Origin of the sequence: Nitrospira sp., assembly GCA_030692565.1 — a bacterium.
In the GTDB taxonomy this organism is placed as follows: domain Bacteria; phylum Nitrospirota; class Nitrospiria; order Nitrospirales; family Nitrospiraceae; genus Nitrospira_D.
The window spans coordinates 40069-53777 of the sequence record JAUYAO010000051.1; the positions used below are offsets into that span (position 1 = coordinate 40069).

17 protein-coding genes are annotated in these 13709 nt (G+C 60.2%); all 17 read left to right on the forward strand.

Translation table 11 applies throughout. The features are described 5' to 3' along the window. Nucleotides 1-4: 4 nt before the first annotated feature. Nucleotides 5-661 (forward strand): DUF2238 domain-containing protein, encoded by a 657-nt coding sequence (locus tag Q8N04_13455; GenBank protein MDP3091682.1) that lies wholly within the window; start codon nt 5-7, stop codon nt 659-661. Between the two features lie 150 nt (nt 662-811). Next, nucleotides 812-2050 (forward strand): efflux RND transporter periplasmic adaptor subunit, encoded by a 1239-nt coding sequence (locus Q8N04_13460; GenBank protein MDP3091683.1) that lies wholly within the window; start codon nt 812-814, stop codon nt 2048-2050. Then, nucleotides 2047-5178: a CusA/CzcA family heavy metal efflux RND transporter gene (locus Q8N04_13465; GenBank protein MDP3091684.1), complete on the forward strand. Its 3132-nt coding sequence runs from the start codon at nt 2047-2049 to the stop codon at nt 5176-5178. The genes Q8N04_13460 and Q8N04_13465 overlap by 4 nt, the downstream gene beginning before the upstream one ends. Further along, entirely contained in the window at nt 5169-5414 is a 246-nt protein-coding gene (locus tag Q8N04_13470; protein ID MDP3091685.1) for a hypothetical protein, read from the forward strand. The genes Q8N04_13465 and Q8N04_13470 overlap by 10 nt, the downstream gene beginning before the upstream one ends. Before the next feature lie 291 nt (nt 5415-5705). Further along, nucleotides 5706-5966 (forward strand): hypothetical protein, encoded by a 261-nt coding sequence (locus Q8N04_13475; protein ID MDP3091686.1) that lies wholly within the window; start codon nt 5706-5708, stop codon nt 5964-5966. A 66-nt stretch (nt 5967-6032) separates the two neighbouring features. Further along, nucleotides 6033-6320, forward strand: a complete 288-nt coding sequence (locus Q8N04_13480; protein ID MDP3091687.1) for a DUF2934 domain-containing protein — start codon at nt 6033-6035, stop codon at nt 6318-6320. Nucleotides 6321-6492: 172 nt separating this feature from the next. Further along, nucleotides 6493-6705, forward strand: a complete 213-nt coding sequence (locus tag Q8N04_13485) for a DUF2892 domain-containing protein (GenBank protein MDP3091688.1) — start codon at nt 6493-6495, stop codon at nt 6703-6705. Nucleotides 6706-6899: 194 nt separating this feature from the next. Next, complete coding sequence (locus Q8N04_13490) at nt 6900-7265, forward strand: cytochrome c (GenBank protein ID MDP3091689.1); 366 nt, start codon at nt 6900-6902, stop codon at nt 7263-7265. A 134-nt stretch (nt 7266-7399) separates the two neighbouring features. After that, the gene (locus Q8N04_13495) at nt 7400-8797 is read left to right on the forward strand and encodes an NfeD family protein (protein MDP3091690.1); all 1398 of its coding nucleotides are present in this window, start codon (nt 7400-7402) and stop codon (nt 8795-8797) included. Beyond that, nucleotides 8794-9786 carry a flotillin-like protein FloA gene (gene floA, locus Q8N04_13500; GenBank protein ID MDP3091691.1) on the forward strand — a complete coding sequence of 331 codons (993 nt, stop codon included), beginning with the start codon at nt 8794-8796 and terminating at the stop codon, nt 9784-9786. The genes Q8N04_13495 and floA overlap by 4 nt, the downstream gene beginning before the upstream one ends. Continuing rightward, nucleotides 9783-10133: a hypothetical protein gene (locus Q8N04_13505; GenBank protein ID MDP3091692.1), complete on the forward strand. Its 351-nt coding sequence runs from the start codon at nt 9783-9785 to the stop codon at nt 10131-10133. The genes floA and Q8N04_13505 overlap by 4 nt, the downstream gene beginning before the upstream one ends. A 250-nt stretch (nt 10134-10383) precedes the next feature. Beyond that, nucleotides 10384-11304, forward strand: a complete 921-nt coding sequence (locus Q8N04_13510; GenBank protein ID MDP3091693.1) for a universal stress protein — start codon at nt 10384-10386, stop codon at nt 11302-11304. 34 nt (nt 11305-11338) lie between these two features. Then, nucleotides 11339-12190, forward strand: a complete 852-nt coding sequence (locus Q8N04_13515) for a hypothetical protein (protein MDP3091694.1) — start codon at nt 11339-11341, stop codon at nt 12188-12190. After that, on the forward strand, nt 12187-12351 hold the full coding sequence (locus Q8N04_13520) for a hypothetical protein (GenBank protein ID MDP3091695.1): 165 nt from the start codon (nt 12187-12189) through the stop codon (nt 12349-12351). Before Q8N04_13515 ends, Q8N04_13520 begins: the two co-directional genes overlap by 4 nt. A 14-nt stretch (nt 12352-12365) precedes the next feature. Beyond that, nucleotides 12366-12509, forward strand: a complete 144-nt coding sequence (locus Q8N04_13525) for a cation-transporting P-type ATPase (protein MDP3091696.1) — start codon at nt 12366-12368, stop codon at nt 12507-12509. A 301-nt stretch (nt 12510-12810) separates the two neighbouring features. Next, nucleotides 12811-13167, forward strand: a complete 357-nt coding sequence (locus tag Q8N04_13530) for a hypothetical protein (protein ID MDP3091697.1) — start codon at nt 12811-12813, stop codon at nt 13165-13167. A gap of 95 nt (nt 13168-13262) precedes the next feature. Continuing rightward, on the forward strand, nt 13263-13709 hold a 447-nt coding region (locus Q8N04_13535; GenBank protein MDP3091698.1), incomplete at its 3' end, for a TolC family protein.

The window sequence follows — 13709 nt, forward strand, 5'->3', positions numbered from 1 at the left end:
CCATATGAACGCCGGGGTGACAGGGCCGCACGGCGCGGAATCAAGAAACCGCCATTTCCTTCTTGGGTTGGTGCTTGCCTACGGTGTGTTCTGGATTTGGTTGGCGATCGATCCCCTGAACCGCAGGGACTGGCTGCTGGAAAATCTGCTGGTGCTCACCCTAATTCCTCTGCTGCTCCTCACGTATCGCCGCTTCGAGTTCTCCCTCACGTCCTACTGTCTGATCGGTTTGTTCTTGGTGCTCCACGCCTTCGGCGCCCACTACACCTACGCCGAAGTGCCGCTGGGGTTCTGGCTCAAAGATCTCTGGGCTTTGAGTCGCAATCCATTCGATCGCATCGCACATTTTGCGTACGGCGCGTTGCTGGTGTTTCCCATTCGTGAATTGCTCGTGCGTCAGACCGGCCTGCGGGGTCGGTGGGCCTATGCATTGCCTGTCTGTATCGTGCTGGCGCAGAGCGGTTTCTTCGAAGTGCTGGAAGCGATCGTGGCGATGATCGTCAGTCCCGAATTGGGAAATATCTATCTCGGAACTCAGGGAGATGAGTGGGATGCCCAACATGACATGGCGGCGGCCCTGGGTGGCTCGGTCCTGGCCATGGGTATCGTGTTCGCGTTGCGCGTGGCTCTCAAGCCCAAGGCAAATTCCTCACCCCAGTGATCCGCTTCAGTTATTTTACAGGCGCTGGTGCATTTCACCACGGTCCGTATTTCTTTCCCGTAGCATAATGCCTCGGGATTTTCTTTGATTGCCGCAAAAACCAGGCTTTTGTCAGGCACGTGTCATGCTGATTCCAGAGAGGGGAGATCTATGAGAAAGCGTCCGTCGATGGTAGCTGGCGCAGAAAGAGGGGGAGCGCGTGCGAACCGCGGCAGAGTCTGTCGAGGGTTGTCTACGTTCGGACTGATGGTGGTGTTGAGCGCTGCCGCTGTGGCTTGCGAGAAGCCGTCCGATCGGACGGTTGAGGTCAAGACAGCGGCAGATGCCCTTCCTGGCGTGCTCCATCTCACACAAGAAGAACTTGCGAGGAGCGTCATCGAGGTGTCCCCTGTCGGCCGGGGGCAGTTGCGCGTGCCGCGGGAGTTCACCGCGACCGTTCAATCCAATGAAAACGAACTGGCCGAGGTCACCACGCTGATTCGTGGGCGGGTCGTGAAAGTGTATGTGGATGTCGGACAGGATGTGAAGAAAGATACGCTGTTGGCGCTGCTTCACAGCACCGATCTCGGTGTGACTGAGGGGGCCTATCTGAAAGCGGTGGCGCAGCTGCACGAGGCGGAGCTGGCCTATGAGCGTGCCAGGGATTTGCATGAGCATAAGGCGGTGAGTCTGGCCGAATTGCAACGCCGCGAGGCCGAGATGAAAACGGCGCGGGCCGAGGCCCGTGAAACGCAGAACCGCCTGGAGCTGCTCGGTGTGCCACGGCAGGAAGTCGAGCGCCTGCATCGCGAACATACGATCAAAGCGGATGTGCCGTTGCGGGCGCCGTTCGACGGCCGGGTCATCATGCGCAATATCACCAGAGGCGAGGTCGTCGAGACGAATCAGAAGTTCTTCACCGTCGCCGATCTTTCGGATGTGTGGGTGGTCGGCAATGTGCCGGAGAAGGACGTGCAATTCATCCGCAAGGATCAGAAGGTCGACGTCATCGTGCCCGCGTATCTCCACGCCATCTTTCCCGGCACGATCACCTATATCAGCGATGTGCTTGACCCGGCGACCAGGACGATGCGCCTGCGGGTGACGGTGCCGAATCCCGACCATATGTTAAAGCCGGAAATGTTTGCCACGGTCCGTGTCTATGCCGCGCCCAATCCCGATGCCTTGACCATCCCGTTGGCCGCCGTCCAAAACGGCCCGAACGGCAAGATGGCATTCGTCCGGCGAGGAGCGAACGACTTTGACGTGCGGACCGTCAAGTTGGGGCTGGAGCGGGGGGATCTCGTGACGGTGCTAGAAGGGCTGTCGGAGGGCGAGCCCGTGGTGACGAGAGGATCGTTCATGCTCAAGTCAGAAATGGAACGGCATAAGATCGAGCCTGTGCCATGATTGCCTCGCTACTCGAGTTTTCCCTTCGCCAGCGGATCCTCATTTTGGGGCTGGCCTGTCTCTTGTCTGTCGCGGGCCTCTGGGCCTTCCAATCGATTCCGATCGACGCCTATCCCGATGTGACCAATATCCAGGTGCAGGTGCTGACCGATGCGCCGGGACTGTCTCCGGTCGAAGTGGAACGGTTCATTACCTATCCCCTCGAATTGCAGATGACCGGTCTACCGGGCTTGGCGGAGATCCGGTCCCTTTCAAAATTCGCCCTATCGCAGGTCACGGTCGTCTTCAACGACGATGTAGATATCTATTTCGCGCGCCAGTTGGTGCTTGAACGGATGATCGCGGCAAAAGAGCGGTTGCCCGAAGGGCTTGATCCGGTGATGGCGCCTGTCAGCACCGGGTTGGGCGAGGTGTATCAATATTACGTCGAAGGGCCGGGTGCGGGCGCGACCGATCCCGCGATGGCCGAGGCGGAGTTGACCGATCAACGGACGCTCCAGGACTGGGTCTTGCGGCCGCTCCTCAAGAGCGTGCCCGGCGTCATCGATGTGAACGGCATGGGCGGGTTCGTCAAACAGTATCAGATCGTCGTGGAGCCGGCGAAGCTGCGAAAATACGATCTGACGCTGCACGATATTTATGATGCCGTGGCCAAGAACAACGCCAACGCCGGAGGCAATGTGCTGGAGCGCCATGCGGAGCGCGCGATCGTTCGCGGCCTTGGCCTCATCAAGACGGTGAGCGATATCGAATCCATCATCGTGAAGGAGGCCGGCGGTACACCGGTGTTCGTGCGCGACGTCGCGGAAGTCCGCATCGGACACGCCGTGCGTCACGGCGCCGTGGTGCTCAACGGCGAGCGCGAGATCGTCACCGGGACGGTGCTCATGATCCGGGGCGGCAACGCCCGCCGGGTGGTCGAAGCCGTCAAGGCGAAGGTGGAGAACCTGCAGCAGGACCATGTTCTTCCGGCGGGTATGAAGATTCTTCCGTTTTACGACCGCATCGAGCTCGTGACGGCTGCGATCAATACAGTGCGGGACGCGTTGATCGAGGGGATTGTGCTGGTCGTCTTCGTGTTCTTCTTCTTTCTGGGCCATGTGCGCAGCGCTATCGTGGTCACGGCGGCGTTGATCGTCACCCCGCTGGCGACGTTCATCGTGATGGAACGGTTCGGACTCTCCGCCAATCTCATGACACTCGGCGGACTGGCCATCGCCATCGGCGAAATCGCGGACGGATCGCTGGTCGTGGTCGAGAACGTCTATCGCCACCTGGCCGAGAATCATGGGGCAGTGAAGAAGAGTAAGCTGGACGTCATTCTGCACGCCACGAAAGAGGTGGGCCGGCCGATTCTCTTCGGGATTCTGATCATTAGCGTGGTGTTCCTGCCGCTCCTGTCGCTCCAGGGGATGGAGGGAAAGATGTTTGCGCCGCTGGCGTATACCCTCGTGATCGCGCTGCTCGCGTCGGTGATCGTTACGCTGACATTGTCGCCGGTGCTCGCCTCGATCATGCTGCGCGGGGATCATCCGGAAGAAACGCGCCTGACGAGCTGGATGAAGCAGCGCTATCGCCCGGTGTTGCAGTGGACGCTGGGTCATCGGAGTGCCGTGCTGGCTGGTTCCACGGCCATCGTGCTGGGCAGCCTTGCGCTGCTTCCGTTCGTCGGGCGCGAATTTATCCCGCTGCTGGAAGAGGGCGCCCTGACGCCGCAGATCGTGCGGTTGCCGAGTGTGTCCCTGCCCGAATCCATCGAGATGGAGAAGCAGGCCCATAAGGCGATGCTGGAATTTCCTGAAGTGCGGATGGCCGTGAGCAAGATCGGACGGCCTGACATCGCGTTCGGGCCGGAAGAACCGAACGAAAGCGATCCGATCGTCTCGCTTCGTGACCGGAGCACGTGGACGACCGCGACCACTCAGCCGAAATTGACCGACGCGATCAGAAACAAGCTGGCGGAGATTCCTGGGATTTCCGTGCTGATGAGCCAGCCCATCCAGGAACGGGTGGACGAGCTCATTTCTGGAATCAGGACGATGTGCGCGATCAAGCTCTACGGAGCGGATCTCGATGTGCTGCACGATAAGGCGGAGGAGATCGCAGCCTTGATGCAGCAGATCAAAGGCGTAAAAGACATCAAGGTCGAGCAGATTGCCGGCCAGCCCTATCTGACGATCGACATCGACCGCCAGAAGATCGCCCGTTTCGGCATCAATGTGGCCGATGTGCAGGAGATCATTGCCACCGCCATCGGCGGCAGGGCCGCGACTCAAGTGTACGAAGGCGAGCGGCGATTCCAATTGACCCTCCGGTTTCCCGAAGCGCAGCGCAACAGTGTGGCGACGATCGGTGAGATTCGGGTGAAAGCCGCTTCCGGCGCGCTCATTCCCATGAGCGAGTTGGGGACCATCGAGATGCGGGAGGGGCCGCTCCGGATCAGCCGCGAACAGGTCACCCGTCGTATCTTCATTGGATTCAATGTCGTGGGGCGCGACATCGGCAGTGTGGTGGATGAAGGGCGTAAAACACTGGCGTCGCAGCTTCGCCTGCCGGAAGGGTACCGGGTGACGTGGGGCGGCGCGTTCGAGAACATGGAACGGGCCAATGCGCGGCTGCTGATCGTCGTGCCGGTCACGCTCGGACTCGTGTTTTTTCTGCTCTTCTGGGCCTTCCATTCCCTGCGGTACGCGACATTGATCATTATGAATCTCCCGTTTGCCTTGATCGGGGGCGTCGTGTCCCTGTGGCTCTCCGGGCAATACTTGAGTGTGCCGGCGTCGATCGGCTTCATTGAGCTGTTCGGCCTGGCGGTGGGGAACGGGATCGTACTGGTGTCCTATATCAATCAGTTGCGCAATGAGGGGGCGCCGCTGGAGGATGCGATCATCACCGGTTGCAGCCTGCGGTTTCGTCCCGTGGTGATGACGATGATGACCACATTGCTCGGGCTTCTCCCGCTCGCTCTCGCGCAAGGTATCGGTGCGGAGGTGCAACGGCCGCTCGCTACCGTCGTCATTGGCGGGCTTTTCACCTCGACCGCGCTCACGCTGGTGGTGTTGCCTGCTCTCTATCGAAGGTTTGCAGAAAAAGAAGTGGGGAAGGAGCATGCGCCGGAGTGGGTGTGAACGGGGTGGCAATGATCTGGCTGACCTTTGTGTGTGGTGCGGTCGTGATTGTCCCTGCCGGGACGAGGCTCTCGCGGTATGGAGATGAGATTGCCGAGTTGACGGGATTTGGGGCGGTCATGGATCGGCGTCGTGTTGGTCGCCGGTGCCACCTCGCTGCCTCCCTTCTTTTCAGAATTGCCAAAATGGTTTTTCAACAGCCTGCCAGAATCTCGCGGTTGGACACGCTGCTGTAGCGATCTCTTCGAGGAACAGCGCCAAGAGTGCGGTGTTCTGCCCCCGTATAGCTTGCCTACTGTGGCTAAATGTCCCCCTCGTCTCACAGTGAGCATGGCGAGTGGTGTGAAACATTAGGAAGTCTCAAGCCGGTTGTGTCGCAGCGAGCAAGGCATTGCTCTTGCTGGCCTTGAACTGTGCGATATTGCCGTGTCTCGCTCACATGACGGATTCAGGCCGGAGTCAATCAGGCTGCAGGGGTGGAGTGGCGTGTCGTAATGCGCGATCACACGTAAGGAGGGGCAAGAGAGATGGAACAGCCCAAGAAAAGCGACGGCTGGCTCGTTTCATTTTTCCGCGAGGTGATTAGCATGCCTCGTCGGCATGTGCTCGTGTTTCTTGTCGCGACCCTGCTGCTCGTCGTCGTAGAAGTCGAGTTGGTCGAGGGGTGGCACCTTGTCCATCTCGTGGAACTTGTGGGCGTGATGGTCTTTCTCTACCTCCTGTGGGCCGCTTGGCGAGTGCGGCGTGAAAGGACCAAGCCCCGCCATCTGTCGACCAAGAGCGAGTAGGAAACTGAACACCCCTATTCGTAGGTAAGAATCACCATTTAATTCTTAGGGAGGGATAACAACGCCATGACAGCTATTCAGAAAACAACAGGAACGACAGGGGCAAAGCAGTTGCGCCAGACACAGCATGATCGAGAAAAAGAGGGGAAGGGGCGTACGCAAGACAAGTCGGGAACCGCTCGTGGAGTTGCTAGCGGGAATCCCATCGAGCTACCCAATGGCATGTGGGAACGGATCGCGATGAAAAGCTACGAGTTTTGGGAACAACGCGGGTGCCGCGAGGGCCATGACCTCCAGGATTGGTTCGACGCGGAGGCCATCGTGATGGATGAGATCCATGAAGCCCGCGAGTGATACGCCCGCAGTATGGACGATGCTCTTGCTGCAATTATTCGGACGAGCGGCCAGGGGCGAGGGGTGACGAGAAGGAGTTTCTTCTCTCTCGCCTCGTGCCACGTGCCCCTCGCCCGGCGTCGATGCGAGGTCGTCACGAACCGTTAGGAATTATGCAGGTGAGGCGAACACCATGCTTCGTAATGCGGAAGTCGTGGAACGATGGAGCAGGGTCATCGGCGGACTCATCCTGATGGTCCTCGGGATCACGCTGCCCATTCCGTTCTGGGTTGAAGAAATCGCGGAGACCATCGGGTTGCTTTCAGCGGTCTCCGGGGCCGTGGGGTATTGTCCGGTGAAGCGCCTGTATTCGCGGAGAGGGCAAAAGCCTGGGTCATCAAGTTAGGGTGTCGGCGCAGCGTGCAGCGATGACCGTATCTTCCACCAGGCCCCTGTGTTGGATCCGGCAGAGGTGAATGTCCATGAAACAGTTACCGATTAAGCGGATCTTGCTGGCCACCGATTTTTCAGGATGCGCGGAGCAGGCGCTCGAGTACGCCGCTAATACCGGGCATCAAACCGATATCCGGAAAGGACATTATGCTCAGGAATCTTGGCATCACCATAGCCGTGCTTACCATCGTCCTGTCGAGTTCCTGGACCGTGGCCCAAATCAGGCCGGGACATCCCGATCGAGGAGAGGTGGTCTACAAAGAACAGTGCGTCCGGTGCCACGGGCGGACGGGCGACGGCAATGGGCCTGACGCGCAGAACCTCATCGTGCGGCCGACCGATTTTCATACGGAGCGGTCGCGCGCGAAGACCGATTTTGAACTCCTGATCGCGATCTCGAACGGCGTGCTGTTCAGCCCGATGCATGCCTGGCGTGGCCGGCTGAAAGACGAGGAGATGATGGACGTGATTCAGTACGTGCGGGCCTTGGCGCCCGCCGGGCCGCATCTGTGAGAGCGAAGGCGGTCATCCGGACGATGCGTGTCGTGTGTATGACCGTGCGGATGGGCCGTTTCAGGCTTGCATAGGAGACGGAGATGCAGTTGCGGCGCATCCGTGATGAGGGGAGGGGAGAAAGGAAACCTGCAATGAACGCACGTTTGCTCCGTCCTGGGCTTCGAGCGACCCATCTCGCTATCATCGGGCTCTTGAGCCTGTTGACGCTGGGTGTTGCGCCGAGCGCCTCACGCGCTGGATCCGTGGTCTATGTGATTCCGGTCGAGGGCGTCATCGACCTAGGCCTGGCGCCGTTTGTGGAGCGCGTGCTGGATGAAGCGACCGCAGCCGGCGCCTCAGCGGTGATTCTCGAGATTGACACGTTCGGCGGGCGTGTGGATGGCGCCGTCCTTATCCGCGATGCCCTGCTCCGATCGAAGGTCCGGACCGTCGCGTTCGTGAATAAGCGGGCCATCTCGGCGGGCGCGCTGATTAGTCTGGCTGCTGAAACCATCGTCATGGCCGAGGGCGGCACGATCGGCGCCGCCACGCCGGTTCAGATCGGTTTGCCTGGCGCGCCGGCGCAGCCGGTCGAGGAGAAAACCGTCTCGTATATGCGGAAGGAGTTCCGCGCCACGGCGGAGAGCCGCAAACGGCCGCCGGACTTGGCTGAAGCGATGGTGGATGCGGATGTGGAGATTCCAGGGGTCATCGCGAAGGGCAAACTGTTGACGTTGACGACGGAGGAAGCGTTGCAGCAGAAGCTGGCGGACTTTCGCGCCGACAGCCTGGATGCCGTGCTCAAGACGCTTAATCTCTCCGATGCGGAGATTCGCCGCGCGTCGGAAACCTGGGCGGAATCGCTGGTGCGGGTCCTCACGCACCCGGTCGTCAGTTCGATTTTGATTGCCGTCGGGATGCTCGGCATCATCGTGGAAATTCAGAGCCCCGGGTTCGGGGTGCCGGGCGTTATCGGGCTAACGAGCCTCGCGCTGTTCTTGTGGGGGCATTGGTTGGTCCGTTTAGCGGGCTGGGAAGAAGTGCTGCTCATCGGGATCGGGCTCATTCTGTTGGTGATCGAAATATTTCTGCTGCCGGGCTTCGGACTATTCGGGGCGCTTGGCATTGCGGCGCTTCTCGGGGGACTTGGCCTGAGCCTCGTCGGGACGGGCGCGACCTGGGCCGTCGTCCTCTATGCGCTGGGACAGGTGATCGCCGCCGTACTGTTGGCCGCCGTGCTGGCTCTCGCGTTGCTGCGGGTTGTGCCGCGCCTGCCCTTTGGCCGGAAGCTCATTTTAGACACCGCGTTGCCGGCCGCGGTGGGGTATGCCTCCCAGCCGGAATCGGACAGCCGATGGCTCGGCACGCGCGGGACCGCCGCTTCGACATTGCGACCGGCGGGGGTTGCCCATTTCGACCACGAGCGCGTGGACGTCGTCACCGAAGGCGAATACATCGAAGCCGGCGGCGCCATTGAAGTCATTCGAGTGGAGGGCAATCGGATTGTGGTGCGGCGCCTGGCGCCGGATGGTGAAAGGAGCGAGTCATGAGCGAACTAGAAACCGGCCTGTTGGGGATTCTGACGACCTTTATAGTGATCGTGGCGGGAACGGCGCTGCTGTTGTACCTGATTCCGCTCCGCCTGTGGATCGCCGCCTGGGCCTCCGGCGCCTATGTTGGGCTGTTGACCCTCATTGGGATGCGTCTCCGGCGGGTGCCGCCCGGGACAGTGGTGACCGCGCGTATCAGCGCGGTGAAGGCCGGCCTGACCATTCCGCTGAACGATCTGGAAGCCCACTATCTGGCCGGCGGCAACGTGGTGAACGTCGTCCTCGCGATGATCTCCGCCGACAAGGCGAATATCTCGATGCCGTTCAAGCGGGCGGCGGCCATCGACTTGGCCGGGCGCGACGTGCTGGGAGCGGTCAAGATGTCGGTCCTCCCCAAGGTGATCGAAACGCCGCGCATCGCCGCGGTTGCGAAAGACGGCATTCAGCTCCACGCGATCTGCCGCGTGACGGTCCGGACGAATCTCGACCGGCTGGTGGGCGGAGCGGGCGAGGAGACGGTGCTCGCCCGGGTGGGCGAAGGGATCGTGAGCACGATCGGCTCGGCGGAGACTCACAAAAATGTGCTGGAGAATCCCGATCACATCTCCAAGCATGTCTTGGCGAAAGGGCTGGACGCGGGGACGGCCTTCGAGATTCTGTCGATCGATATCGCGGACATCGACGTCGGCGAGAACATCGGCGCAAAGTTGCAGATCGATCAGGCCGACGCCGACAAGCAAATCGCCCAGGCGAGAGCCGAGCAACGGCGCGCCATGGCCGTCGCGCTGGAGCAGGAAATGCGCGCGAAGGTGGTGGAAGCTGAGGCCGAAGTGCCGAAGGCTATGGCCGAGGCCTTTCGTCAGGGGAATCTGGGCATCATGGACTATTACCGGATGAAGAACGTGCAAGCGGACACCTCCATGCGCGAGGCCATTGCAGGGACGGGCGAAGAGTCGCCCGGAGGAACCGAGAAGGGGGACCGCCCATGAGCCTCGATCAGCTATTCATCACGTTCTTGATCGCCCTGGTGGTCTTCATCAATATCGTCCTGCCGATGCTCAGGCGGGCGGCGCCAGAGGCGCAACAAGACGAGGGAGCCGAGGATGCGGAGCCGATCGTGCCTGCCGCTTCGGTGGAGAGACAGATCGTACCGGTCGAGAAGGCCCGGATCCGGCCGTCTCAAGATCGGCACCATCGTCCCTTGCGGGCATCGGTGATCACGCGAAAACAGGACGTTCGACCAATGATGCTTCGCGAAGCGCGCCGCGGCATGGTGCTGATGGCGGTACTCGGTCCCTGCCGGGGGGTGGAGCGGTCAGCCTTACCGGGTGAGTAGGATGAGCGCCTGAGTCCGGCCTTGCCCTTCATTCGGTGCGGGGCCTGTCACGAGGATTGAGAAGGGAGGTGGACGGGTGTCTGTTGCGCTAGGCCGCAATGCGGACCGCCTTTTTGATCAGTCTTTGTTGCCAGATCAGTCGCAGGTGAGGGGCGAGGGAGGAGGATTAGGATGAAGCTGGATAGGCTTATGGGACGGCCGGCCGTGATGGGGAGATGAGCGGAGTCTGCTTTACACGGGAGAATAGGCGATGAAAGTTGTGATTGCGCTGGACCGGTCTCGGCATGCTCGTGCGGCGATGCAGTTGCTCCAGCAGCTGCGCTGGCCGGCCGGATCGGTTGTGACTCTGCTTCATGTATTAGAAATCGTCACCATCTCCGGTGGCTGGCAGCTCCACTACCATCCTGAGTTATGGAAGCAGTTTGTGGGGGAACGGAAAAAAGTGTTCGGAAACGCTCAACGTTTTCTGGAGAGAATGGAAGCGCTGGTGCGTCCCGGCAGCGTCCGATTGGATGCGATGGTTAAATGGGGTCTGCCGCTGACAGGGATCATCGATGTCCTGAAAAAACAGCAGGCAGACCTGGTCGTCGTGGGCTCTCGCGGGCTCTCCGGTGTGCGACGATTCCTGCTTGGAAGCGTGAGCGAGGGTGTGCTCCATTCGGCGCCTTGCTCGGTCCTGATCAGCCGAGGATCACGGAAGCGAGGCGCACAGCCGTCAGTCAAAGGCCTCAGGATCCTGTTGGCGGTCGATGAATCCGATCACGCGTTGGCGGCCGCACGATGGCTTCGAGCGCTGCGTCTATCGGCGGCGGAGGTGACCATTCTGCACGTCGTTGGGCCACCAGGCGATGGGACATCCCAGCTGCTGACTCTGACGGCACCGAAATTTCGTGAGGCCGCACAGGCCATGATTCGTGTGACAAAGGAGCGGGGGAGGCAGGTGTTGGGGCGGATGCGAAAGCTCGTGGCGCATCGCGGGCTGACCGTTCATCCAGCATTGGTCGAAGGCCATCCAGCCGAAGAAATCATTCGAGCCGCCCAGCGGACCCATGCTGATCTGGTAATCCTCGGATCACGGGGTATGACGGGGTTGAAGGGCGCGTTCCTCGGCAGTGTGTCACGGAAGGTGGTGCGGCATGCACCCTGTTCGGTGCTGGTGGTGAAAAGCTGAGGCTGATGAGCATTGATTTGGCAGGAGATACGCGGTGCTGACGCTGTGCGGGGTATTTCTTATCAGCGCAGTCGTGATTGTCCTGGCCGGGACGAGGCTCTCGCGGTACGGAAATGAGATTGCCGAGTTAACGGGATTGGGACGATTGTGGATTGGGGTGGTCTTGATGTCCACCGCCACGTCGCTCCCGGAGGTTTTTGCCGATGTCAGCGCGGCCCTGATAGATTCGCCCGACCTTGCTGCGGGTGATCTGTTCGGCAGCAACATGGCGAACATGCTCATCCTGGGCATCATCGATCTGATGCATCGCCAGAAACGGGTCCGGCATCAAGCCGCGCTGGAACATACGCTCACCGCGGCGCTCGCGATGCTGCTGACAGGCCTTGCCGCATTCTTCGTGCTGGCGCAGATCGATAGCACGCATCTAGGCGTGGGGATCGGGAGTCTGACTCTCGTGGTGATTTATGTGCTGGGGATGCGGCTGATCTTTCGGCAGGAGGATATGAAGCGGCGCCAGCGCGAACAGGAGACGCTCGTGGAAGGGATTGCGGAGAAAGCCGATGCCGGGACCGCCCAACGCGGCGATGTGCGGCGCGCGGTCGCTGGGTTTTCAGCTGCCGCGCTCGTTCTGCTTGTGACCGCTCCGTTTCTGGCTGGTTCAGCAAAGGAGATCGCCGAGCATTCAGGCATTAGCGCCACGTTCATCGGCGCCTCTTTGGGAGGTATCGCCACGTCGCTGCCGGAATTGGTGACCTCAATCGCGGCAGTCCGCTTAGGCGCGTTCGATCTCGCCGTGGGAAATCTCTTTGGCAGCACGCGTTCAATATGGCCGCCTTCTTCTTTGTCGATGTGGCCTATCCCGGAGGAGCGTTGCTCGGTACTGTGACGTCGGCGCATGCGTTGACGGCGCTGTGGTCTATCCTGATGATGAACATTGGTCTCATGGGGATCATCTATCGTGCTGAGAAACGGTTTATGTTGATCGAACCGGGCAGCCTGTTGATGATCGTCAGTTATGTGCTGGGTTTGTGGCTGCTGTTTCGGTGAAGTTCTGAGGGGGAATGGAATTGCCGAAGGATGCGCCGGCTGTGAAGTTGTGGCACTCAATGCCGGCCAATGCGCTGGCGCTGGATCTGCGCACGAACCTCGAAGTCGGACTCAGTGCCGACGAAGCAAGCCGCCGACAAGAGCGCGAGGAGTTCTGATCGGAGGGATAGGCAATAGGATGTATTTCGCCACGGTGGTCATATGGGAGGATGACCCGAAATGCCTCAACTCAAATGGGAAGAGAGATTCCTGTTCTTGCGGGCATTCTTGCGGACAGGTGTGTGTAAGCTCTCAGAATCGCATGTGGCTCGAAGCAGTTTCGTTCCAGTTCTTTCTGGCATCGCTGATGCCTGTCAAATATAGGTGAGGCGGTGGCGGCTTGACGTGATCGCTATGGTTGGTAGAAACTACTTGTATTGAAATCAGCGGCGCTGGTCGGTGAGGAGTGTCGTCGATCCCATGATTCCACGAATCCACATACAGTACGTTACACTGGTGCTGTTTTTCGCCTTCTGTCAGGTGATCGGAGCGACATGTGTCTTGCCTGATCTGTCGTTGGCAGGGGAAGCCACGATCTTGGTGGAAGAGCACATGGCCTGTCCGATGGAGGGAGCCACCATGTGCCCACCGTCACTCATCGCATCTCCCGAGCGTCACACGAAGGATAGCATGGTTCCGGATGGTGATCATGCGCCGATCTCGCTCAGCTCAGCTGCCAGGCTCACCGTTCACTCAGCCCCAACGTTGTGGTCCTGGAGCAGCGTGTTGTGTATTGTCCCCATCTCCATCGGTTCTTCCTCGGTCCTCCGAATCTGATTCCACACCTCCAGTCCTTTCGCTCGCTGTTCGACTGCTTGGGTTGAGCGAGTGATGCCCCCTTTCGTTCTTCAATGCCATCTGGAGGTGCTGCCATGAAACGATCATTTGTTCATATCCCGTCGTGGATTTTCGCTGCCCTCACCCTCTGTGTTTTGGGCCTCACCCCACTGAGTGCCAGCGGCGCGCAAGAGATGGGTGGTGCCATGCGCCAGGAGAGCGCTGTCCACACGGGACCCGGTGATGATCGAATTAATCTCCAGAGTCTCATCGAAGAACTGGTCGCCCGGAGCCCGGAAATGAAGGCGGCCCGCGAACGATGGGAGGCGGCCAAGGCCGTCGTACCGCAAGCGCAAACGCTCCCCGATCCGAAACTCCAGTTCGGCTATCAGCGGATGCCCATGATCGAGCCGTTGCAGGGGGCCATGTATGGAATCGGGCAGGAGATTCCCTTTCCCGGCAAACTCCGCCTCAAAGGGGAAGTGGCCCAGCGCGAGGCCGACCGGATCGAGCAAGACTATCTGGCCATACGGCTGCGCCTG

Bases quoted from the DNA above. Each gene is read 5' to 3' on its own strand.
- floA (MDP3091691.1), top strand. From the start codon at position 8,794: ATGAGCGAACTAGAAACCGGCCTGTTGGGGATTCTGACGACCTTTATA.
- Q8N04_13480 (MDP3091687.1), top strand. From the start codon at position 6,033: ATGACAGCTATTCAGAAAACAACAGGAACGACAGGGGCAAAGCAGTTG.
- Q8N04_13485 (MDP3091688.1), top strand. From the start codon at position 6,493: ATGCTTCGTAATGCGGAAGTCGTGGAACGATGGAGCAGGGTCATCGGC.
- Q8N04_13530 (MDP3091697.1), top strand. From the start codon at position 12,811: ATGATTCCACGAATCCACATACAGTACGTTACACTGGTGCTGTTTTTC.
- Q8N04_13465 (MDP3091684.1), top strand. From the start codon at position 2,047: ATGATTGCCTCGCTACTCGAGTTTTCCCTTCGCCAGCGGATCCTCATT.
- Q8N04_13495 (MDP3091690.1), top strand. From the start codon at position 7,400: ATGAACGCACGTTTGCTCCGTCCTGGGCTTCGAGCGACCCATCTCGCT.
- Q8N04_13460 (MDP3091683.1), top strand. From the start codon at position 812: ATGAGAAAGCGTCCGTCGATGGTAGCTGGCGCAGAAAGAGGGGGAGCG.
- Q8N04_13525 (MDP3091696.1), top strand. From the start codon at position 12,366: ATGGAATTGCCGAAGGATGCGCCGGCTGTGAAGTTGTGGCACTCAATG.
- Q8N04_13505 (MDP3091692.1), top strand. From the start codon at position 9,783: ATGAGCCTCGATCAGCTATTCATCACGTTCTTGATCGCCCTGGTGGTC.
- Q8N04_13455 (MDP3091682.1), top strand. From the start codon at position 5: ATGAACGCCGGGGTGACAGGGCCGCACGGCGCGGAATCAAGAAACCGC.
- Q8N04_13475 (MDP3091686.1), top strand. From the start codon at position 5,706: ATGGAACAGCCCAAGAAAAGCGACGGCTGGCTCGTTTCATTTTTCCGC.
- Q8N04_13490 (MDP3091689.1), top strand. From the start codon at position 6,900: ATGCTCAGGAATCTTGGCATCACCATAGCCGTGCTTACCATCGTCCTG.
- Q8N04_13510 (MDP3091693.1), top strand. From the start codon at position 10,384: ATGAAAGTTGTGATTGCGCTGGACCGGTCTCGGCATGCTCGTGCGGCG.